We start from the raw sequence: 19,466 nt of genomic DNA on the forward strand, positions 1-19,466 counted from the left end.
GCGACCATTGCAAAAATGGATGTTGTTATTGCCGCCGCACTAGCGCCAGCTGAGCCGTCTTCACAAGACAGAAAAGTTGCTGCTACTGCGGTTACAACACGAAACCAAGCAAGAGCAGAGCTATTAAGTCAGAGAAAAGAAACTAGCAGCTTTATTGGCAGAGATAGAAGGTGTGGGTATTAAAAATATTACCTTTTCTGGTGGTTCTGGGGAAATTCTGAAAACATTAGGATTGATTACTGCGATGGAAGGCGGTTCAGTATTAACTGCTGATCCGACGTATCATGGATTAACCAGATATGCCATTAATAGAAATGTTGAAATAAACCGTGTCCCCGTCGATGATACGATGACAATCGACCTCGATTTATTTAGAGAGGCTTATACTGACGACGTTAGTATTATATATTTGGTTAATCCCAACAATCCGCTCCCTACGATAATGGAAAAAAATAAATTAAGAGATTTCTGCATTGAGATGTCAAAAAAATGTTTAGTCTTTATCGACGAAGCCTACCATGAGTTTGTCGATAACTCAGATTATGCGACGATGGTGCCACTAACCGCCACACATGAAAACATCGTTGTAGCGCGGACAGCTTCTAAAATTCACGGATTTGCCGGTATTCGTCTAGGGGTTGCCTATGGTTCTGAAATGTGGATAGAAAAAATCAATGAGTACATAACCGGATCAACTAATCAATTGGCTTGTAGTGGAGCGTTAGCAAGTTATCGGGACACAGATACACAAAAATTTGTTCTTCAAAAAAACCGGGAAAGCAAAGAAATAGTTTACAATCTGTTTGATAAGCACAATGTAAGGTATATGAAATCCAATACAAACTTCATATTCTTTGAGACTGGTATTGATGTAAATGAGGTTAGAGAAAGGTTCCAAAAACATGGCATACTTGTGGGACGTCAGTTCCCGCCGTATCTGACTTGGTGTCGTGTAAGTATGGGTAAGCCAGAGGATATGGAATATTTCGCACAAATTTATGAAAAAGAGTTTGTCTCTTAGCTGATCTGAAGCCAATTTGTATCCACTAGGAACGTCTGCTTATGGCCGAAAGTAGATTTTATAGCGTATGACCGCTTTCGACCTAAAGCGGACAGCCACAACTAATTGATTTGAATTAACTTTGTAACTTTGTAAGATATTTCCAAAATCAATATTAGCGGAAGGTTTAATATGAGCCAAAATTCATACACTCTATTACCAATTGACGAAGAAGTTGAAGTATCACCAGGATTATTCGTTGAGCGAAGATCGTTTATGGCTGTATTTGGTGGAATGGCACTAACAATGGTGTCAAATTTAAATGCTCGTGCGGCTATTGAAGAAAGCGTGGACAAAAATCTATCATTTGAACAATTTTTATCAGAAGCAAACCCATTGGCACAAAGGCTGGTGGGCGACATATCAGCTTCGGGGCAGGATCGTTATCTGAGCACCGTTGCCGCACTCACAGCAAAGCTAAGAGGTATGCCCATGCCTGCAAGGTGGAATAACACAGGTCAAGGCCTAAAAGAGGAAGATTATAAAATAGGCGTTCATCCCGGCGGTAACCCTTTTACAGTTCTGCACTGGCGGTTGGAGCCGGGAGCAATCTGCCGTCCTCATGTTCATGAATATGGAAATGTAGTTTCCGTTGGATTAGAAGGCGTTGTGCGGGTTAATAATTATATATCAACAGGATCATTTGATTATAAAAATAATGGCACATTTCAAGTGCAGAAAACGGTCGATCAAATTCTTTCACCGGGCTCTGTTAATTTAGTATCTCTTGACATGGTCCACAGTTTCCAAGCAGGGCCAGACGGAGCAAGAGGACTGGATATCACCACTCGTCTTAAGCCAAAACCAGAACATAGCACGCCTTATTTATCAATTGCAAAGACTGCGCTTGATGAAAACACAAGCATATATGATGCCTCATGGGCGTTTTCTTCTTAATCTGAAAAAAAACTTATGAGACCTAATTACCCAACGACTATTTCTGGCAGAAAGCAGGTATTCTTGAAACATGTTGGATAAATATTCAGTTTGTATTCAGTTTTGGTGTGCCACTAATAGGTATTTGATCACGTTAAAGGTGAAAAACCTATGAATATAAAAATGAAGCATTTTGTTATTATTTTTTTACTCTTTCTAACCGCGTGTGGGGGTGGTTTTTCTGGCGAATATAGGACCCTTCAGGGTGCAATCGTAATGGATTTTAGACCCGACGGTAGAGTAACACAGTCGATGGTCGGGAATAGTTTTGCCGAGTTTGATTTTGAAAGAGATGGCGATGAAATCAAAATATACGTCGCTCCGGGCTTAGCTCAAATATATGAAATACAGAGTGACGATGTGCTTATTGGTCCGGGCGGAGTTACGCTGGTCAGAAGACGTTAATTAAACGCCTGCTGGCCTTTAGCAGACACTGGCGTTTTATTGATGGTTGAAAACATTTTCTTTATAAATTAATTGAAATATCCCTTAGTTTTATTTGCAAATGCGACAAGTGATAGCATCACAGGTACTTCAACTAAAACTCCCACTACCGTTGCCAAAGCGGCACCAGAGTTGAGACCAAAAAGACTTATAGCCACCGCAACGGCAAGTTCAAAAAAGTTTGACGTGCCAATCATAGCGGCAGGGGCGGCCGTGCTGAACGGGACGCGCCAAAAGTATGCCCACCCATAGGCAAAAGCGAATATACCGTAACTTTGGACAAGCAATGGAATGGCAATAAGGGCGATCACCATCGGCTTCTCAATAATTATGCCTGCCTGAAAACCAAACAGTAAAACAACCGTTGCAAGCAGTCCCATGATCGAAAACGGTTTGATCTGGCCAGTGAACTTCGCGACATGGTCATGGTTTTTCATCGCGTCTAACTTTTTGCAGGTGATATACCCCGCAGTCAGCGGAATAAGTACGTAGAGAAGGACGGATAACAAAAGCGTTTTCCACGGTACGATAATATCTGTAATACCGAGAAGTAGTGCTGTAATCGGCGCAAATGCAAAAATCATGATAATATCATTTACCGACACCTGAACGAGTGTGTAATTCGCATCACCTTTAACGAGCTGGCTCCATACAAATACCATAGCTGTGCATGGAGCTACGCCGAGCAGGATCATGCCTGCAATATATTCCTTGGCATCTTGTGGTTCAACCAATCCAGAAAAGAGATGTTCAAAAAACAGGATGCCGAGGGCCGCCATCGTAAAAGGTTTAATAAGCCAGTTTACCACCAACGTAATGCACAAGCCTTTGGGTTTTTTTCCGACATTTTTGATCGAACCGAAATCAACATTTACCATCATTGGATAGATCATTACCCAAATAAGAAAACAACCACTAGATTGACGCTCGCATATTCAAAGGAAGCAATCATTTGAAACGTACTAGGCATTAGCAGACCAAGTCCAACACCCGCAGCCATACATAAACCTACCCATATAGAAAGAAATCGTTCAAAAATGCCCATAGGTGATAAATCTGTTTGAGCCATAAATAAAACTCCTCATTATCATATAGTTTTCCCATTGGAGAGTGAGTGTAGCTTCAACGAATAAATTAATCTAGTGGTAGATTACGACTGTCCACTTTGGGTCGAAAGCGGACATTCAGATTTATATTCAAAGAGCCTTAATAATATCCTCGACCATTTTCTTGGCATCGCTAAAGAGCATCATGGTGTTGTCTTTAAAGAAAAGTTCGTTTTGAACACCGGCGTAACCCGAAGCCATACCGCGTTTTACGAATAATACTGTTCCGGCAAATTCAACATCTAAAACAGGCATGCCGTATATGGGGCTTGCTTTATCGGTTTTGGCTGCTGGATTGGTTACATCATTGGCACCAATGACAAAGGCAACGTCGGTGGCGGAAAACTCACTGTTGATATCTTCAAGTTCAAATACTTCGTCATATGGGACATTGGCTTCTGCGAGTAGCACATTCATATGGCCGGGCATACGCCCCGCTACCGGGTGAATGGCGTATTTAACGTTGACGCCTTCTTCTTTAAGGGCGTCACACATTTCACGTAAAGCATGTTGTGCTTGTGCGACGGCCATGCCGTAACCGGGAACAATAATAACGGAAGATGCATTTTTCATAATAAAGGCGGCATCATCAGCGGCCCCTTGCTTAACGGGGCGAGTTTCAACTTCACCGCTACCTGCAGCAGCATCCGCACCACCAAATCCACCAAGAATCACACTAATAAAAGAACGGTTCATGGCGGCACACATAATATAACTTAGGATCGCGCCGGATGAACCAACAAGGGCACCCGTTACGATTAATGCATTATTTTGTAAAGTAAAGCCAATGCCTGCTGCGGCCCAACCAGAGTAACTATTAAGCATGCTAACGACTACGGGCATATCAGCCCCGCCAATTGGAATGATAATTAAAAAACCAATGATGAAGCTTAGAGCGATAATATACCACATCAAATCTCCACCACCCGAAGCGGAAAGATCATCGGTTGAAAACATGAAGATAAGGGCAACGATAGCAATCGCGAGAGCTGCATTCACAATATGCTGCATGGGGAGTAGAATTGGGGCGCCGGACATATTGCCGTTTAATTTTGCAAAAGCAATTACGGAGCCGGAAAATGTAATTGCACCAATGGCCGCACCAAGCGCCATTTCAACGCGACTTGCCATAAAGATATGACCCATTTGATCAACAATGTTAAACCCGCCGGGGTCAAGAAATGCCGCTGCAGCAACAAGAACGGCTGCCAGCCCCACCAATGAATGGAATGCGGCAACCAGCTGCGGCATTGATGTCATGGCAATTCGGCCCGCTGTCACAAGACCAATACCAGCACCAACAGCAATAGCGATGGCAATCCACGTATATGAAATGATTTCAGGGTTTGCGAGTGTGGTTATCACGGCAATCGCCATACCTAGCATGCCGTACATGTTTCCTTTACGAGAGCTTTCTGGTGAAGAGAGACCACGGAGTGCCAAAATGAATAAAACACCAGCAATCAGATAAGCGACGGCGGTTATGTCAATGATATTTTGTTCAGACATCACTTTGCCTCCTTTTTATCGGTTTGCGGTTTTTTCTTATACATACTGAGCATGCGGTGGGTGACGGCAAACCCGCCGAATATATTAATTGCGGCCAAAGTAATTGCAATAATGCCGAGGATTTTTGCCATGCTCATGGTTTCGGGGCCAGCGGCAATAAGCGCACCGACAATGATCACCGATGAAATGGCATTTGTTACTGCCATTAATGGCGTATGAAGGGCGGGTGTAACGCTCCAGACCACGTAGTAGCCAACGAAAATCGCCAGTACTAAAAGGGATATTTGCGATACAAAAGAAGACATCGAAGCGGTTTGTGTGGCCATATCAGCTAATTGGTTGATCTGATCCATTTTAATTCTCCTCTTTTAGTTGTTCTTGGAGTAAACGTTCATGGACGATTTTTCCGTCCTTGGTTAAAAGTGTTCCGACAATAATTTCATCTTCCCAATCAATATTGAGACCATTTTTCTCTTCGTTTACCAATGGGGTAATAAAGTTGAGTAAGTTCTTTGCATATAAAGCACTGGTATCGGCAGCAAGATTGCTGGCAACATTTAGATGGGCAACGATGATAACACCATTTTCAGTGATGATTGTTTCGCCGGGTTTTGTCATGCTGCAATTTCCGCCAGCAGGCGCAGCAAGATCAATAATAACTGAGCCGGGTTTCATGCTTTTCACCATCTCATCATCAATTAGAATAGGGGCGGGGCGTCCTGGGATAAGTGCAGTCGTAATAGCGATATCCTGTTTTTTAAGGGTACTGGCAATCAATTGGGCTTGAGCACGTTTATAATCGTCGCTCATTTCTTTGGCATAACCACCTTCGGCGTCACCGCTTTCATCGCTTTCAACCATAATGAATTTTCCGCCGAGGCTTTCGACTTGTTCTTTTGTCGCGGACCTAACATCGGTGGCTGATACGACGGCACCAAGACGTTTTGCAGTGGCAATTGCCTGAAGCCCAGCAACACCAACGCCCATGATCATCACTTTAGCAGGTGCAACGGTTCCTGCGGCTGTCATCATCATTGGAAAAGCACGGCCATAGTGATGGGCGGCATCGATGACGGCGTTATATCCTGCTAAGTTTGATTGGGACGAAAGAACATCCATACTTTGTGCGCGGGAAATCCGCGGCATAAATTCCATAGAAAAGGCTGCAATATTACCTGCTGCATAGGCCGCATTATGTTCTGGGCTGAGCATAGGATCTAAGGTGGATATTAATATCGTTCCCTTTTTTATCAGTGATACTTCGTCCAATTCTCCTTCGGATGCCATCATCGGCTTTTGAACTTTTAAAATAATATCGGCATCTTTATAAATTGATGATACGTCATCAACGATTGTTGCGCCCGCATCTTGATAATCGTTATTCATGATTTGACTGGCTTTTCCGGCATCTTTTTCAATAGATACATTAAAGCCTAATGCGATATATTTTTTAACTGTATCGGGAGTTGCTGCAACGCGTTTTTCGTGTTGCCGCCGTTCTTTTGGGATCGCTATTTTCATTTTTCCGCCTCTTGGGTTGGTCGTTAGATTGTGTTCGACTCATTCCTCTTAAGGTAAACAGTTTAACAGAAAATATAGTTAATGTATAAATGATTTTTTTTCTTAGTGTTGTTGAAATATTAATAATTGTCCCGTTATGATACAGTCATTAATTATGACTGGAACTGATATTTAACGATAAAAAAGAAAAATAATACATTTGATTCTGTAATTGGTACGAGTGATGTGATGGTACGCGCAAAAACCCTTGCGCGTAAGGGAGCTAAGACAAATGTACCGATTTTATTAAGTGGTGATAGTGGTGTTGGTAAAGAAATATTCGCACGCGCAACTCACATGGAAAGTGACCGTAGTGAAAAACCATTTGTTGTTGTTAACTGTGGTGCTTTGCCAGAAAATTTGGTTGAAAGTATACTTTTTGGTCACGTTAAAGGTGCCTTTACAGACGCCATTGAAGATCACGCCGGTAAATTTACGGAAGCCAATGAGGGCACCATATTCCTTGAAGAAATTGGTGAACTACCGCTTGATATACAAGTGAAGTTATTAAGGGTCCTTCAGGAAAATGAAGTTGATCCGGTTGGCGGTGAAAAGGTCCATAAAATTGATGTGCGAATAATTTCAGCGACAAATAAAAATTTACAAGAATTGGTCGCTAATGGTCAATTCCGTGAGGATCTTTTTTATAGGGTTAATGTATTTCCTGTTGAAATTCCTCTGTTGAATAAGCGGCAGGGTGATATTCAAACTTTGGTTAGTCATTTCGTGCAAAAAGTATGTGACCGCGAAGGGCGCATGATCAAATCACTTACAACAAATGCAACTATGCTTTTAAATTCTTATCATTGGCCGGGAAATGTAAGGCAACTTGAAAATGCGGTGATGCGTGCGGTTATTCTATCAGATGGTGATATGATTACAGATAAGGATTTCCCGCAAATTCTTGAAGATATAAAAAGACTTGCTAAAGAGAATAAACGTAAAAACCGTCGTGCGGATGATTTAATTCGCGAGCTTGATATCCCGAAAGAATTTCATTATGTGACCATCTACGATGAAAAAGCGAACGTTCGTAGACTTGATCATATCGAAAACATTATGATTAGATATGCTTTTGTTCGTTATAAAGGAAAGATGACAGAAATCGCTAGACGCCAAGGAATGGGTAGATCCACTCTTTACCGTAAAGCGGCTGAAATTGGACTTCTTGACGAGTAAAATTGCGTTAAAGCGACACATTTTTGCGATAAGTGGTTTTATTATCTGCTTAATATTTACGTAGACACTATTAATTATAGTTTATCAACGAATAAAAAAGGTGTCTTTTTAATGATTTATCTTATTGCGATTTTACTTCCGCCACTTGCGCTTTTATTTAAGGGTAAAATTTTTCAAGCGATTTTTAATGCAATCTTTTGGTTTTACGGATTAATTTTCTTGCTTCTTAGTGGTGTTATACTATGGGGTATTTGTGCGGTATGGGCGATCGTTGTAGTCAAAGGTGTTAACGACGATGAAAGAACCCAAAAAATTATTGATGCCATTAATTCAAAAGATTAAAAAAGGCGGCCATTTATAAGCCGCCTTGTAATTTTGGAAAACTATCCGCGGATCATGCCGAGTGCATGAGTGTAAACATCAAGCAAAGCTTCTTGTTCTTGCCTGTCATTTTCATCCATTTTACGTAAACGAATAATTTGACGCATAATTTTCGCATCAAAACCTGTTGATTTTGCTTCTGCGTAAATATCTTTAATGTCGTCTGCGAGTGCTTTCTTCTCTTCTTCTAATCGCTCAATTCTTTCGATGAATGATTTTAAGGCGTCGGCGGCGATGCCACCTGCTTCTACGTCTACCATTAATTACTTCCTTAAGTTTATTTTGATTTCATTTCTTTATTTTTTAAAAGACTTTCGTCCATGCGTTTCATTTGTTCATCTGTTGCTGGTGTTTGGTATTTATCTTTCCATTCATTATGGGGCATGCCGTAAACTGTTTCGTATGCTTCATCTTTATCCATATCTATACCGAGCGCTTCTGCTTCGGCGGCGTACCATTTTGAAAAACAATTTCGGCAAAAACCAGCAAGCCCCATCAAGTCAATGTTTTGTGCATCTGTTCTTAATTGAAGATGAGCAATAATACGTCTGAATGTTGCGGCTTCTATCTCTGTTTTTGTTTTATCGTCCATCTTTAACTCCGTTAATAATGTTTTGTGTCGCGCATTTCCGGCAATTCACGAATAGCTTTTAAATCTTCAATTAATATACCGCACCATTTTTCAATGCCACTTTGGTGATTAATTTCGTCTTGTCTTATTTCAATGTTCACATGGGGGAAACCGTGTTTTGTGCCATGTGTATTCATGGTATGGTTTAATTCTTGTCCGCTATAGGGTTCATTATCTCCTACAATTAAGCCGCGACTAGAAAACCTTTCAATAAGGGCGTTGGCTGCTCTCTTATCTTTGTTCCAAAGCATTCCCGTATGCCATGGTCTATCGAACCCTGCCATATGCGGTGTAAAGCTATGCATGTTAAATATTATCGGCGCGTGATCATATGTTGATTTTTCTTGGATGATTTGATCCGCTTTATTATGAAAGGGATTATAAAATCGATTAATGCGGTGATCGATGTCGGCTTTCTTTAAATTCATGTTACCTGTAATTTCATGACCATCACTAATTGATGGAATAAGTCCGTGTTGATCTAGCGCACGGTTCGCATCAATTAATAACCGTGAAAAATTAGCGATCACCGCGGGGGCATCAAGTGCTTCTGCGATGTTTCTTGTGACTTCTGCTATTCCTATATCCCAAGCAATATGAAGTTTAAGTTGTTCGTCAGTCAAGCCTAAGTTGTCATATTCAGGAGGGATATGATTACTGGCGTGTTCGCACAAAAAAACGATATTTGCTTTACCATTTGGATTAATTGTTTCAACAGGCATTTTGTTCTAATTTTCATAATGAATCGGATAGATGTTTATATCGGAAATAAAGAGGGTGTGTAAAAATATTTTTCAATGATTAAAGAATTTTATGCTGTACAGCAGTCTGTCTCTATGTATTAATAATTATATAAAAAAATAACGCAAAATGAGGGGCGAACGAATGTCTTTTGAAACCAACGGGAAATATTTTAAAAATCTTCTTTTATCTGGAATTTTTATTGCTGCTAGTAGTGTGGTAATGGCAAGCCCATCTCAAGCGGCTGACTGTAATGATAATATGGATTGTAAGTCGTCTTGGCTCTCTCTTTCATCAGACGAAAAAGAAACCGTATTTGAATTTGCAGAAGATTATAAAGCATTTATGGACAAAGCCCGCACGGAGTTAACTTTTGTGACAGAAGCGATAAAAATTGCTGAGGCAAATGGGTTTAAGCCGCTTCGTGATGATAGTCCTATGACACCGGGCGCCAAATATTATGACAACAACCGCGACCGCGCGATTTCGTTGATAGTTATTGGTGAAGAAGATTTTTCCACTGGAATTAATGTAGTTGCGGCACATATCGATAGCCCAAGGTTAGAGCTTAAAAATGTGCCTCTATATGGAAAAGGTGAATTTGCGCTCTTTCAAACTAATTATCATGGTGGCATTAAAATACATCAATGGACAAATATTCCGTTAGCGATTATCGGACGTGTTGACAAGAAAGACGGCACAACCGTTCAGATAAACATAGGCATGGATGAAAATGATCCTGTGTTTGTCATTCCGGAAGTATCACCGCATACGGACCGCGGCTTTAGAAATAAAACCGTCGGGGAACATCTAAAAGCTGAGGACATGGATCCGGTTGTAGCACACATTCCTGGACCAGATGGTGATGTCTCTAATCAAGTTGAACAATTTCTCAAAAGTAACTATGGCATTACCAGAGGGGATCTTGTTTCAGCAGAACTAGCGCTCGTACCGGCGATGAAATCTCGGGATATGGGATTTGATCGTAGCATGGTTGCGGCCTATGGTCATGACGACCGTTTGGCTGGATATGCGGATATCAGAGCCATTTTGGACATTGGTACACCTACTAAAACTGCGATTGCTCATCTTGTAGATAATGAAGAAGTTGGGAATGTGAATAATACAGGGGCAAAATCTCAATATTTTTCCAATTTGGTTTCAAGACTTATTGAAGCAAAAATGGGCGATGAAATGCGCGAAACATATGTGAGGCGCACATTATCAAAAAGCCGTATGATTTCAATTGATGTTAACCCCGGAATAAACCCAATGCGTCCGAGTGCATGGGAGCCGCTGAATGCACCGCGTCTTGGGTATGGTGTTAATCTTAAGCTTTATGGGCGCGGGTTTAACGCGAATTCTGAATATATTGCCTATATCCGTAAAACGCTTGATGATGCCGATGTGCCTTGGCAAACGGCCACCTATAAAGTTGGTGAAGCAGGTGGGGGCACTATTGGCGGTGAATTTGCAAGGCAAGATATGAATGTTATTGATTTTGGTGTGCCTGTTCTTTCAATTCATACGCCATATGCTGTTAGTGCTAAAGTGGATATATGGAATTTATATCGTGCTTGTAACGCCTTTTTTAAAAAATAATTGATAGGAATTTTTTATGCACCGAAATAGACGCACGCGTATCATTGCGACGCTTGGCCCAACTTCAAATACATTCGAAGTTGTCAAAAGCTTATCTGATGCTGGGGCAGATGTTTTTCGGCTTAACATGAGCCACGGCACACATCAAGATGCCGCAGCGCTTCATGCAACTGTTAGAGACGTTGAAAAAGAAACGGGAAGACCTATCGGTATTTTGGCAGATTTACAAGGGCCAAAGCTGCGAATTGGTGTGTTTTCTGCTGATAAAGTTGAATTGGTAAATGGTCAAATATTTACCCTTGATATGAATGATGAAGAAGGAACCTTAGATCGAGTGACGCTGCCGCACCCTGAAATATATCAAGCGGTTCAGCCAAAAACCGAACTTTTATTAAATGATGGAAAAATTCGTCTTCATATTGAAAAAGTTGAGGCCGATAAGATCACAACGACAGTGCTTGTTGGTGGTGAGTTATCGAACCGCAAAGGGGTTAATGTGCCAAGTGCTATATTACCACTCGCTGCATTAACAGATAAAGATAAAAAAGATTTAGACTTCGCCCTTGAACTTGGGGTTGATTGGGTTGCGCTTTCATTTGTGCAACGGCCGGAAGATGTTCAAGAAGCAAAAGACATCATTAATGGACGTGCCAATATTATGGCGAAAATTGAAAAACCATCTGCGGTTCATGAAATTGATCAAATCATTGAAGTTGCTGACGGCGTTATGGTTGCGCGAGGTGACATGGGTGTTGAGCTTCTAATGGAACTTGTTCCAGCGAAGCAAAAGAAAATTATCCGCCATGCGAGAAGGGCAGGAATCCCCGCAGTAGTTGCAACACAAATGTTAGAAAGCATGATCATGTCACCGGTGCCAACAAGGGCCGAAGTGTCGGATGTGGCAAATGCTGTTTTTGATGGGGCGGATGCGATTATGTTATCGGCTGAATCTGCGGCGGGAGAATATCCGATTGAAGCGGTTTCGACCATGAATAGAATTGCTCGTACAATTGAAAGTGAACCAAGTTATTTGAGAATGCTTGATAAGGATGAAGCTACTCCCGAAGCGACAACGGCTGATGCGATAAGTGCAGCGTCGAAGCAAGTCGCTAAAACTATTGAAGCACAAGCAATTGTTACTTATACGGGATCAGGTTCAACTGCAGTAAGAGCATCAAGAGAACGTCCGCAGGCGCCTTTATTAGTGCTTACCCCGAATATATCCACGGCGCGCCGCTTAGCACTCGTTTGGGGATTAAATTGCGTTTATTCACAAGATGCCGTTGATTTTCAAGATATGATCGATAAAGCATGTAAAATTTGTAATGAATATGGATATGCCAAGCTAAATGATCGAATCGTTATCATGGCGGGAATGCCATTTGGCACACCAGGAAAAACAAATGTTCTTAGAATTTCACGGGTTCGATCACATCATTTAAAAAGTTAAAGATGTATTCTAAAATCATGTTTAGAAACGCTTTTCTTTAAATATAAAATAATAAAAGGCTTAAATAGAAGAAGGCCGAGCCCTTGGGGGGGAAGCTCGACCTTCTGTTTGAAACAGACCGAAGTCTATTACAAATAAATTTTACAGATTTGATGTATTGCTGTCAATAATGATTAACACTTAACCTTGTCTAGCTTTAAAGCGACGGTTAGTTTTGTTAATTACATATATTCTGCCTTTACGACGGATCACACGACAATCGCGGTGACGACCTTTTAAAGACTTAAGTGAGTTTACGACTTTCATAATCTATCTCATCTGTTTAAATTCTATTTATATGATCTTCTTGACCAAAGAGAGCATTAGCTCTTCAAACTTTGGAGGGAAGCTATAGGTGTGACACTTAAATGTCAATCAAATATATAGCAAAAATCAAAAAAAATCACGAATAGAGAATTATCAGCTTTTTAGCAGATTTTAACGCTTTCTTTATCACTGTTTCAGTATAATTTTGTCATAAAACACACAAAATGATGTCTTTCATCATAAAGGGTAGGGAAAGTTATGGATAACGCAGTTGCAGAGAATCACGAGATTGATATGACTTTAGCTGAAAAACCAGAATTAAATAGATTAAAATCGGTCGGCTTTATTACTGAAATAAGCGGTAGTGGTGCCAAAGCACTTTGTGATGTTCGTGTATTACGTGAAATGTCGAGTGTGGATAGTGATTATGCTGATTTCGCGCCGGGACAAATCGGTACGATCCTAAAGGTAAAAGTGACTAAAGGTTTTCTGTTTATGACCGTACGCGATATTGTAACCAATTATTCAAATGGTGAACCAACGAACAAAGTCGCTATGAGTTTGGATTTTCTTGGTCACGGCATTAGGGCGCCCTTAAAAGAAAGCGGAATGATTTTCGACCGCGGTGTAACGGATTTTCCAATTCCTGGTGAAGAATTATATCCAGTAACATTAAACGAAGTTGAGGCGACATTTAGTGATAGTGACAATAATCATTTTCATTTAGGACATGTTTTTCCACAACATGTGGCGCCGGCATCCATTAATATTGATGCGCTTCTTGGTAAACATTTTGCGGTTCTTGGTAGTACGGGGACTGGTAAATCCTGTACTGTTGCGCTTCTTATTCGAAGGATTGTTGAGCGTCTCCCTAATGCACATATTATTATGTTGGATCCACATAATGAATATGAAACGGCTTTTTCTGATTGTGCGGAGCATTTCGATATTAAAAATTTACGCCTTCCATACTGGATGATGAATTTTGAAGAACACATTGAAATGTTTATTGGAACTTATGCAAGCAAAAATAGGGTTGTTGAAATTGATATTTTAAGGCGTGCTTTATATGCGGCACGTGTTGATAATGCCGAAAATTTAAGTCCTGAGCAAATCACCGTTGATACACCAATACCCTATAAACTGTCATTTTTGACAAGCTTCCTTGAAGAAGAGATGGGTAAGCTGGATAATCCTGAAACATTAACACCCTTCTTAAGGCTTCGTAATAAAGTCGACGAGCTTCGAAAAGATACGCGATTCAGCTTTATGTTTTCAGGTATGCTTGTGAATGACACACTTTCTAATATCATCGGTAATTTACTACGCTTTCCTGTTAATAATAAACCAGTTTCAACAATTGATCTTTCCGGTGTGCCATCAGAAATCGTGAATGTGGTGGTTTCAATTATTAGCCGGACTGTGTTTGACTTTGCGGTATGGAGCCGTGGCCAAGATGCACTTCCAATTTTATTGGTCTGCGAAGAAGCCCATAGATATGTTCCAACGGAAAAGTCCACTAGATTTAATTCTACAAAAAAAGCAATTGAGCGCATCGCGAAAGAAGGTCGTAAATATGGGGTGTCAATGGGACTTGTTTCACAGCGTCCTGCCGATGTTTCTGAATCTGCACTTTCACAGTGCGGGACGATTTTTTCTATGCGACTTAATAACGAACGTGATCAGAATTTCGTATCTCACGTGATGCCAGAAGGCAGCGAAGGATCACTTAGTGCTTTATCATCATTACAAAACCGCGAAGCTCTAGCTGTTGGTGAGGGTGTAGAAGCGCCGGTTAGATTAATGGTGGACAAGTTAGCTGAAAGTCATTTACCAAGCAGTGGCAGCCCGTCATATTCGGTTGATTGGCTAATGGGCCTTGAAGATCCACATTTTGTTGATTTGACTATTGAGAACTGGCGTAAACAAGGAAATAAAATTTCCGGAGAATAAAATCTCCGAAGAATATGTTTTCTGATTAATGCTTTAAAATAACTTTCCCCATGTGATCGCCACTATCCATATAGTGGTGAGCTGCGACGATATCTTCAATATCAAAAATTTTATCAATGACCGGCTTAATTTTATTCTTTTCAATTAATGGCCAGATTTCAGTTTTCAGATTTTCTGCAATTGCAGCTTTAAAGCCATGACTCCTAGCTCTTAATGTTGACCCAGTGACGGTGAGCCGCTTTAACATGATAGGCAGGATGTTGAAATCAACTTTAGGGCCGCCGAGAACCGCGATAATGACCAACCGTCCGTCAAGCGCTAATGATTTCAAGTTTCCAGTCATATAATCACCCGCAACCATATCAAGAATAACATCAACGCCTTTTTTATTCGTGTATTTCATCACTTCTTCTTGAAAGTTTTGGGTTTTATAATTAATGGCTAAATTAGCGCCTAAATTTGTACAAAAATCGCACTTTTTATCGGATCCAGATGTGGTGATAACGCTTGCGCCCTTAGCTTTTGCCATTTGAATGGTTGTTGTGCCTATGCCTGATGTTCCACCGTGGACAAGAATTGTTTCGCCGCTTTTTATGTTTGCACGGTCAAAAACATTCGACCAAACAGTAAAGAACGTTTCAGGAAGGGCCGCAGCGCTTATCATATCAAGTCCATCAGGAATAGGAAGGATGCTTCCTTGATCCGCAACCGCATATTCAGCATATCCATCCCCACTTAACAGGGCGCAGACATTGTCACCAATATTCCATTTACTGACATTTTTTCCAAGTTCTTCAATGGTTCCTGCCACTTCAAGGCCAAGAATATTTGATGCACCAGGGGGTGGGGGATAAAGACCGTTTCGTTGAATGATATCCGGGCGGTTTATGCCCGCGGCGGCCACTTTAATTAAAACGTCATTCTCGCCAAATTCTGGAACATCAACATTTGATACTTCAAGGGTATCGGGTCCACCAACACCATTTGCAATTACGGCTTTCATCTTCATAAAAAGCATCCCTGATTGACTATTTTCTATATTTATAGAGAATAGAAGATAACAAGAAAACGGATAATTGGAATTAAATTAAAAATGGATGATGATGAACTTGATATCCCGAAAGGGTCACTTTTAAAACAGTTAACCGACGAAGACCTAGAGGTTCATAGTGTTGAAGCACTTAAGAACAGGATTAATGTTTTAAAATTGGAAATTGAGCGTACGGACGCAGAAATTAATAATAAGAAAAATGCCTATTCTGATGCGGATAGCTTTTTTAATTAAAGTGATAAAAAGCCCCTGATGGGAGAGTTCAGGGGCTTTAATAAGTGACGAATTAAGCTGCGTCTTCGTCAACAAGTTTTGGTGTTGATTTAGCATTATTGATTTTGATTTGACGTGGTTTTAGGTGTTCTGGAATTTCACGTTGTAAATCAATCATCAATAAACCATTTTCAAAGTCAGCGCCGAGAACCTTAATGGTTTCTGCGAGGCGGAAATGACGTTTAAAGGCGCGCTTTGCGATACCGCGATGCAGGAAACGTTCCTGATCGGCTTCTTCTTCTGCGCCTTCTGCTGAAATGCTAAGGACGCCACCATCTAATTCAATCTCGAGGTCGTCTTCGCTAAACCCGGCGAGTGCCATGGTAATGCGGTAATCGTCTTCGCTGATTTTTTCAATATTATAGGGTGGATAGGAAACATCATTGTTTCCAACAGCATTTTCAAAAACTCTATGCATGTGGTCAAACCCAATTGTTGATTTGAGTAATGGGCTTAGATCTAAAGTTCTCATAATTTTATCCTTTCTTATAAGCGATATTTTATCCGTAAATGTCTCATGACCAGATGCGGATTAAGTTTATTTTCGTAAGATTTCAGCTAATTTGTCCCAATTGGCAACGGTTTAGCTTGACCTTACAAATTATAGATAGTGGTGGTAAAAAACTTTTCAAGATGTAAAGATGATTTTAAGGATTTAAACTTAAACTCATTTTCTTACCGATCAAATAAGGATCAATATGCTCGAAGAGGCAATCACAAAAGAAGGGTTATTAAAACCCGAAATACTCAGTGAACTTTATGATGAGGCGCTTGAATTAAGTAATTCTATCGTTCAATATTTAGGAACGAGTAAAAAAGACAGTCTTAATAGCATCGATAGTAATTATATGGGGTTTTATACTTTAGAATGTAACCGTATGACCACAGGTATCATGCAGGCAATGTCATGGTGCCTTATGCAAAAAGGGGTCAGTAACGTTGAAATAACAGTTGCTGAGGCGAGCGAAAAGAAAAATAGATTATCAAACAATCAACTTTTTGATGTGCCGGTTGGATGTGATTTGGATAAGTTTCCAAATAAATTCAGAGAATATTCCGATAGAGTGAGGGCATTATATGCCAAGATCATACGGGTAGACCGATTGCTTTATGAAGGGGGCTTTGTTGAAGATAATCCGGTTCATAATTTGATCGAAAAAATAGAAAATAACAGTTAAACGAAAAAGGCTTCCTTGAAAAACAGGGAAGCCTTAAATACTTTATGCAAATCTTTTAAACTTATTTTGTAAGTTTAAAGTTGCCGAAACGTTTATTAAACTGAGCAACACGACCTTTATCAGCGATTTGTTTTGTACCGCCAACCCATGCAGGGTGTGATTTAGGATCGATTTCAAGTGTTAATGTGTCACCTTCTTTGCCCCAAGTGGAACGTGTTTCGTAAGATGAACCGTCAGTCATAGCCACAGTAATTGTGTGGTAATCTGGGTGAATATCATTTTTCATAGCAAACTCTTTTTCTTTCTCTTTGAGCAAAATTTTACATCTGCTCGAGCAAATTAATTGCGCTTGTATACCGAAGTGACAGAGTGAGTGCAAGCAGGAATATCTGTTTATATAAACTTTTTTCTCAAAAAAACGTTATTTTATCGTTCTTTGATTGTCGGTGGCGTGGCGAACTGCTATATCCCCACTTGGATATTTTAATTTAATACTTAAATAGATTTTATGGCTGATCAAAAAACAAATAATAAGAATAGCGTTGACACGGACGAGCCGCCTAAGAAAAAGGTAAGCGAAATCAATCTCCTATGGGTTTTTCTCTCTCCTTATAAAAGCACTATATTCAAGGCGCTGATTGCGCTTGTGGTCGCGGCGAGTGCGACGCTTATTATTCCACAAGCCATTCGACAAATCATAGATCAGGGTTTTACATCCGTTAGCATTGATACGATAAACCTTTATTTTCTAGGGCTTTTGGGGATAGCTTTTATCCTCGCGATGGCAACATTCGCACGTTATTACCTTGTTACTTGGCTTGGTGAACGAGTCGTAACAGACATTCGAAGTGAAGTATTCGCGAAAGTATTAACCTTAAGCCCCATCTTTTTTGAAAAAAACCGATCAGGGGATATTTTATCGCGGCTTAATACCGACACCACCGTTATTCAATCGGTTGTAGGCTCTACGGCATCAGTAGCACTAAGAAATGTGATTACGATGATTGGTGGGCTTATTATGATGCTTTATACCAATTGGCTGCTTACGGCTTATGTTTTTATGCTGCTGCCTTTTATTGTCGCGCCACTTATTTTCTTAGGAAGGAAGGTGCGGAATTTATCCCGTATTTCACAGGATAAAATCGCAGAGGCGAGCGCGACGGCCAATGAAACCATTGGCGCCGTTCAAACGGTGCAAAGCTATACACAGGAAAACTTTGAAAATAACAAATATTCTGGGTTTATTGAAACGGCGTTCGGTGCCGCCATTGACCGCACGAAAATGCGGGCTATTTTAACATTTTTGATTATCCTGCTCGTGTTCGGGGCCGTGGATTTGGTGTTATGGCTTGGCGCGCGAGATGTTATTGCCGGAAATATCACAAGCGGTGAATTAACTGCATTTGTGATTTATGCAATTCTTGTGGCGGGCGCCATGGGTGCCTTATCCGAGGTTTACGGCGAACTTCAACGCGCGGCAGGTGCCGCAAGCCGCTGTCTCGAGATCATATCAACAGAAAGTGAAATTCAGCCGCCAGAAGACCCTTTAAGCTTTCCTTCGCCTTCGCGTGGTGAATTATCATTCAATGATGTAAGGTTTGCTTATCCGTCGCGCCCAACAGAAAATATTCTCGATGGATTTAATCTGGATGTTAAGGGCGGGGAAACGGTTGCGGTTGTTGGCCCGTCTGGTGCGGGTAAAACAACAGTTTTTCAATTGCTTCAGCGATTTTATGATCCACAAATTGGTGCAATCACCATTGATGGTGTTGCCTTAACAGATGCGGATCCGGTTGATGTAAGAAAGCATCTTGGTGTGGTTAGTCAAGAAAGCATGATATTTGCGACAAGTATCGCTGATAATATTCGCTACGGTAATCAGGACGCCACGGAAGAAATGATTGCAGCTGCGGCCAAAGCGGCACGTGCCGATGAATTTATTGACCGCCTTCCTGAAGGCATGGACACATATCTTGGTGAGCGCGGTACGAGGCTTTCGGGTGGGCAGCGTCAACGAATTGCGATTGCAAGGGCCGTACTTCAGGATGCACAAATTCTGCTTCTTGACGAGGCGACATCGGCGTTAGACGCTGAAAATGAAAAGCT

Annotated in this window: 22 protein-coding genes and 1 pseudogene; 12 read left to right on the top strand and 11 right to left on the bottom strand. The window is 40.8% G+C overall.

Annotated features, from left to right (window positions below):
* From ACTF6W_RS03260 to ACTF6W_RS03275, 4 genes are all read left to right on the top strand, one after another.
* A partial coding sequence (locus ACTF6W_RS03260) for a putative metalloprotease CJM1_0395 family protein (RefSeq protein ID WP_438993108.1) occupies positions 1-183 on the top strand: 183 nt, incomplete at its 5' end.
* Positions 155-1,021 (top strand): pyridoxal phosphate-dependent aminotransferase, encoded by an 867-nt coding sequence (locus ACTF6W_RS03265; RefSeq protein ID WP_438993109.1) that lies wholly within the window; start codon positions 155-157, stop codon positions 1,019-1,021. The genes ACTF6W_RS03260 and ACTF6W_RS03265, both read left to right, overlap by 29 nt.
* A gap of 171 nt (positions 1,022-1,192) precedes the next feature.
* Positions 1,193-1,957 (top strand): hypothetical protein, encoded by a 765-nt coding sequence (locus ACTF6W_RS03270; RefSeq protein WP_438993110.1) that lies wholly within the window; start codon positions 1,193-1,195, stop codon positions 1,955-1,957.
* A 150-nt stretch (positions 1,958-2,107) separates the two neighbouring features.
* On the top strand, positions 2,108-2,401 hold the full coding sequence (locus tag ACTF6W_RS03275) for a hypothetical protein (protein WP_438993111.1): 294 nt from the start codon (positions 2,108-2,110) through the stop codon (positions 2,399-2,401).
* 68 nt (positions 2,402-2,469) lie between these two features.
* On the opposite strand, the pseudogene arsB reads toward ACTF6W_RS03275, so the two are convergent.
* The 4 genes and pseudogenes from arsB to ACTF6W_RS03295 form a co-directional block, all read right to left on the bottom strand.
* A pseudogene (arsB, locus tag ACTF6W_RS03280) lies at positions 2,470-3,485 on the bottom strand (ACR3 family arsenite efflux transporter).
* Positions 3,486-3,636: 151 nt separating this feature from the next.
* Entirely contained in the window at positions 3,637-5,055 is a 1,419-nt protein-coding gene (locus tag ACTF6W_RS03285; protein ID WP_438993112.1) for an NAD(P)(+) transhydrogenase (Re/Si-specific) subunit beta, read from the bottom strand.
* Entirely contained in the window at positions 5,055-5,360 is a 306-nt protein-coding gene (locus ACTF6W_RS03290; protein WP_438993129.1) for an NAD(P) transhydrogenase subunit alpha, read from the bottom strand. Before ACTF6W_RS03290 ends, ACTF6W_RS03285 begins: the two co-directional genes overlap by 1 nt.
* A 49-nt stretch (positions 5,361-5,409) precedes the next feature.
* On the bottom strand, positions 5,410-6,576 hold the full coding sequence (locus ACTF6W_RS03295) for a Re/Si-specific NAD(P)(+) transhydrogenase subunit alpha (protein ID WP_438993113.1): 1,167 nt from the start codon (positions 6,574-6,576) through the stop codon (positions 5,410-5,412).
* 228 nt (positions 6,577-6,804) lie between these two features.
* Here ACTF6W_RS03295 and ACTF6W_RS03300 point away from each other — a divergent pair, with 228 nt between their 5' ends.
* Entirely contained in the window at positions 6,805-7,794 is a 990-nt protein-coding gene (locus tag ACTF6W_RS03300) for a sigma-54 interaction domain-containing protein (RefSeq protein ID WP_438993114.1), read from the top strand.
* A 111-nt stretch (positions 7,795-7,905) separates the two neighbouring features.
* The gene (locus tag ACTF6W_RS03305) at positions 7,906-8,136 is read left to right on the top strand and encodes a YqaE/Pmp3 family membrane protein (RefSeq protein WP_438993115.1); all 231 of its coding nucleotides are present in this window, start codon (positions 7,906-7,908) and stop codon (positions 8,134-8,136) included.
* 41 nt (positions 8,137-8,177) lie between these two features.
* On the opposite strand, the gene ACTF6W_RS03310 is transcribed toward ACTF6W_RS03305, so the two are convergent.
* Genes ACTF6W_RS03310 through ACTF6W_RS03320 form a run of 3 tightly spaced genes read right to left on the bottom strand, consistent with a single transcriptional unit; the run spans position 8,178 to position 9,528 of the window.
* Positions 8,178-8,435, bottom strand: a complete 258-nt coding sequence (locus ACTF6W_RS03310) for a DUF2312 domain-containing protein (RefSeq protein WP_438993116.1) — start codon at positions 8,433-8,435, stop codon at positions 8,178-8,180.
* A 17-nt stretch (positions 8,436-8,452) separates the two neighbouring features.
* Positions 8,453-8,767, bottom strand: coding sequence for a DUF1244 domain-containing protein (locus ACTF6W_RS03315; RefSeq protein ID WP_438993117.1), 315 nt, complete (start codon positions 8,765-8,767; stop codon positions 8,453-8,455).
* Positions 8,768-8,778: 11 nt separating this feature from the next.
* Positions 8,779-9,528, bottom strand: coding sequence for an N-formylglutamate amidohydrolase (locus ACTF6W_RS03320; protein ID WP_438993118.1), 750 nt, complete (start codon positions 9,526-9,528; stop codon positions 8,779-8,781).
* A gap of 163 nt (positions 9,529-9,691) precedes the next feature.
* On the opposite strand from ACTF6W_RS03320, the gene ACTF6W_RS03325 reads away from it, so the two are divergent.
* Positions 9,692-11,149, top strand: coding sequence for an aminopeptidase 1 (locus ACTF6W_RS03325; RefSeq protein WP_438993119.1), 1,458 nt, complete (start codon positions 9,692-9,694; stop codon positions 11,147-11,149).
* Between the two features lie 16 nt (positions 11,150-11,165).
* Positions 11,166-12,599, top strand: a complete 1,434-nt coding sequence (gene pyk / locus ACTF6W_RS03330; protein WP_438993120.1) for a pyruvate kinase — start codon at positions 11,166-11,168, stop codon at positions 12,597-12,599.
* Between the two features lie 180 nt (positions 12,600-12,779).
* On the opposite strand, the gene ykgO is transcribed toward pyk, so the two are convergent.
* Positions 12,780-12,905 (bottom strand): type B 50S ribosomal protein L36, encoded by a 126-nt coding sequence (ykgO, locus tag ACTF6W_RS03335; RefSeq protein WP_438993121.1) that lies wholly within the window; start codon positions 12,903-12,905, stop codon positions 12,780-12,782.
* 258 nt (positions 12,906-13,163) lie between these two features.
* Here ykgO and ACTF6W_RS03340 point away from each other — a divergent pair, with 258 nt between their 5' ends.
* Positions 13,164-14,858: an ATP-binding protein gene (locus tag ACTF6W_RS03340; RefSeq protein ID WP_438993122.1), complete on the top strand. Its 1,695-nt coding sequence runs from the start codon at positions 13,164-13,166 to the stop codon at positions 14,856-14,858.
* 25 nt (positions 14,859-14,883) lie between these two features.
* On the opposite strand, the gene ACTF6W_RS03345 is transcribed toward ACTF6W_RS03340, so the two are convergent.
* Positions 14,884-15,867: an NAD(P)H-quinone oxidoreductase gene (locus tag ACTF6W_RS03345; RefSeq protein WP_438993123.1), complete on the bottom strand. Its 984-nt coding sequence runs from the start codon at positions 15,865-15,867 to the stop codon at positions 14,884-14,886.
* Positions 15,868-15,951: 84 nt separating this feature from the next.
* Here ACTF6W_RS03345 and ACTF6W_RS03350 point away from each other — a divergent pair, with 84 nt between their 5' ends.
* Positions 15,952-16,143: a DUF1192 family protein gene (locus ACTF6W_RS03350; RefSeq protein WP_438993124.1), complete on the top strand. Its 192-nt coding sequence runs from the start codon at positions 15,952-15,954 to the stop codon at positions 16,141-16,143.
* 52 nt (positions 16,144-16,195) lie between these two features.
* On the opposite strand, the gene ACTF6W_RS03355 is transcribed toward ACTF6W_RS03350, so the two are convergent.
* Complete coding sequence (locus ACTF6W_RS03355) at positions 16,196-16,654, bottom strand: Hsp20 family protein (protein ID WP_438993125.1); 459 nt, start codon at positions 16,652-16,654, stop codon at positions 16,196-16,198.
* Positions 16,655-16,880: 226 nt separating this feature from the next.
* Here ACTF6W_RS03355 and ACTF6W_RS03360 point away from each other — a divergent pair, with 226 nt between their 5' ends.
* On the top strand, positions 16,881-17,360 hold the full coding sequence (locus ACTF6W_RS03360) for a DUF1465 family protein (protein ID WP_438993126.1): 480 nt from the start codon (positions 16,881-16,883) through the stop codon (positions 17,358-17,360).
* A 61-nt stretch (positions 17,361-17,421) separates the two neighbouring features.
* Here ACTF6W_RS03360 and rpmE read toward each other — a convergent pair whose 3' ends face one another.
* A complete protein-coding gene (gene rpmE, locus ACTF6W_RS03365) occupies positions 17,422-17,646 on the bottom strand; it encodes a 50S ribosomal protein L31 (protein WP_438993127.1) in 225 nt (74 codons plus the stop codon).
* Positions 17,647-17,868: 222 nt separating this feature from the next.
* On the opposite strand from rpmE, the gene ACTF6W_RS03370 reads away from it, so the two are divergent.
* The coding region (locus tag ACTF6W_RS03370; RefSeq protein WP_438993128.1) for an ABC transporter transmembrane domain-containing protein at positions 17,869-19,466 on the top strand (1,598 nt) is incomplete at its 3' end.

The organism is Pseudemcibacter sp. (assembly GCF_965661635.1).
Classification (GTDB): domain Bacteria; phylum Pseudomonadota; class Alphaproteobacteria; order Sphingomonadales; family Emcibacteraceae; genus Pseudemcibacter.

What these genes read in the sequence shown, in the direction of transcription:
- ACTF6W_RS03270 (WP_438993110.1), top strand. Translation starts at nt 1,193, where the DNA reads ATGAGCCAAAATTCATACACTCTATTACCAATTGACGAAGAAGTTGAA.
- ACTF6W_RS03275 (WP_438993111.1), top strand. Translation starts at nt 2,108, where the DNA reads ATGAATATAAAAATGAAGCATTTTGTTATTATTTTTTTACTCTTTCTA.
- ACTF6W_RS03285 (WP_438993112.1), bottom strand. Translation starts at nt 5,055, where the DNA reads ATGTCTGAACAAAATATCATTGACATAACCGCCGTCGCTTATCTGATT.
- ACTF6W_RS03290 (WP_438993129.1), bottom strand. Translation starts at nt 5,360, where the DNA reads ATGTCTTCTTTTGTATCGCAAATATCCCTTTTAGTACTGGCGATTTTC.
- ACTF6W_RS03295 (WP_438993113.1), bottom strand. Translation starts at nt 6,576, where the DNA reads ATGAAAATAGCGATCCCAAAAGAACGGCGGCAACACGAAAAACGCGTT.
- ACTF6W_RS03300 (WP_438993114.1), top strand. Translation starts at nt 6,805, where the DNA reads ATGGTACGCGCAAAAACCCTTGCGCGTAAGGGAGCTAAGACAAATGTA.
- ACTF6W_RS03305 (WP_438993115.1), top strand. Translation starts at nt 7,906, where the DNA reads ATGATTTATCTTATTGCGATTTTACTTCCGCCACTTGCGCTTTTATTT.
- ACTF6W_RS03310 (WP_438993116.1), bottom strand. Translation starts at nt 8,435, where the DNA reads ATGGTAGACGTAGAAGCAGGTGGCATCGCCGCCGACGCCTTAAAATCA.
- ACTF6W_RS03315 (WP_438993117.1), bottom strand. Translation starts at nt 8,767, where the DNA reads ATGGACGATAAAACAAAAACAGAGATAGAAGCCGCAACATTCAGACGT.
- ACTF6W_RS03320 (WP_438993118.1), bottom strand. Translation starts at nt 9,528, where the DNA reads ATGCCTGTTGAAACAATTAATCCAAATGGTAAAGCAAATATCGTTTTT.
- ACTF6W_RS03325 (WP_438993119.1), top strand. Translation starts at nt 9,692, where the DNA reads ATGTCTTTTGAAACCAACGGGAAATATTTTAAAAATCTTCTTTTATCT.
- pyk (WP_438993120.1), top strand. Translation starts at nt 11,166, where the DNA reads ATGCACCGAAATAGACGCACGCGTATCATTGCGACGCTTGGCCCAACT.
- ykgO (WP_438993121.1), bottom strand. Translation starts at nt 12,905, where the DNA reads ATGAAAGTCGTAAACTCACTTAAGTCTTTAAAAGGTCGTCACCGCGAT.
- ACTF6W_RS03340 (WP_438993122.1), top strand. Translation starts at nt 13,164, where the DNA reads ATGGATAACGCAGTTGCAGAGAATCACGAGATTGATATGACTTTAGCT.
- ACTF6W_RS03345 (WP_438993123.1), bottom strand. Translation starts at nt 15,867, where the DNA reads ATGAAGATGAAAGCCGTAATTGCAAATGGTGTTGGTGGACCCGATACC.
- ACTF6W_RS03350 (WP_438993124.1), top strand. Translation starts at nt 15,952, where the DNA reads ATGGATGATGATGAACTTGATATCCCGAAAGGGTCACTTTTAAAACAG.
- ACTF6W_RS03355 (WP_438993125.1), bottom strand. Translation starts at nt 16,654, where the DNA reads ATGAGAACTTTAGATCTAAGCCCATTACTCAAATCAACAATTGGGTTT.
- ACTF6W_RS03360 (WP_438993126.1), top strand. Translation starts at nt 16,881, where the DNA reads ATGCTCGAAGAGGCAATCACAAAAGAAGGGTTATTAAAACCCGAAATA.
- rpmE (WP_438993127.1), bottom strand. Translation starts at nt 17,646, where the DNA reads ATGAAAAATGATATTCACCCAGATTACCACACAATTACTGTGGCTATG.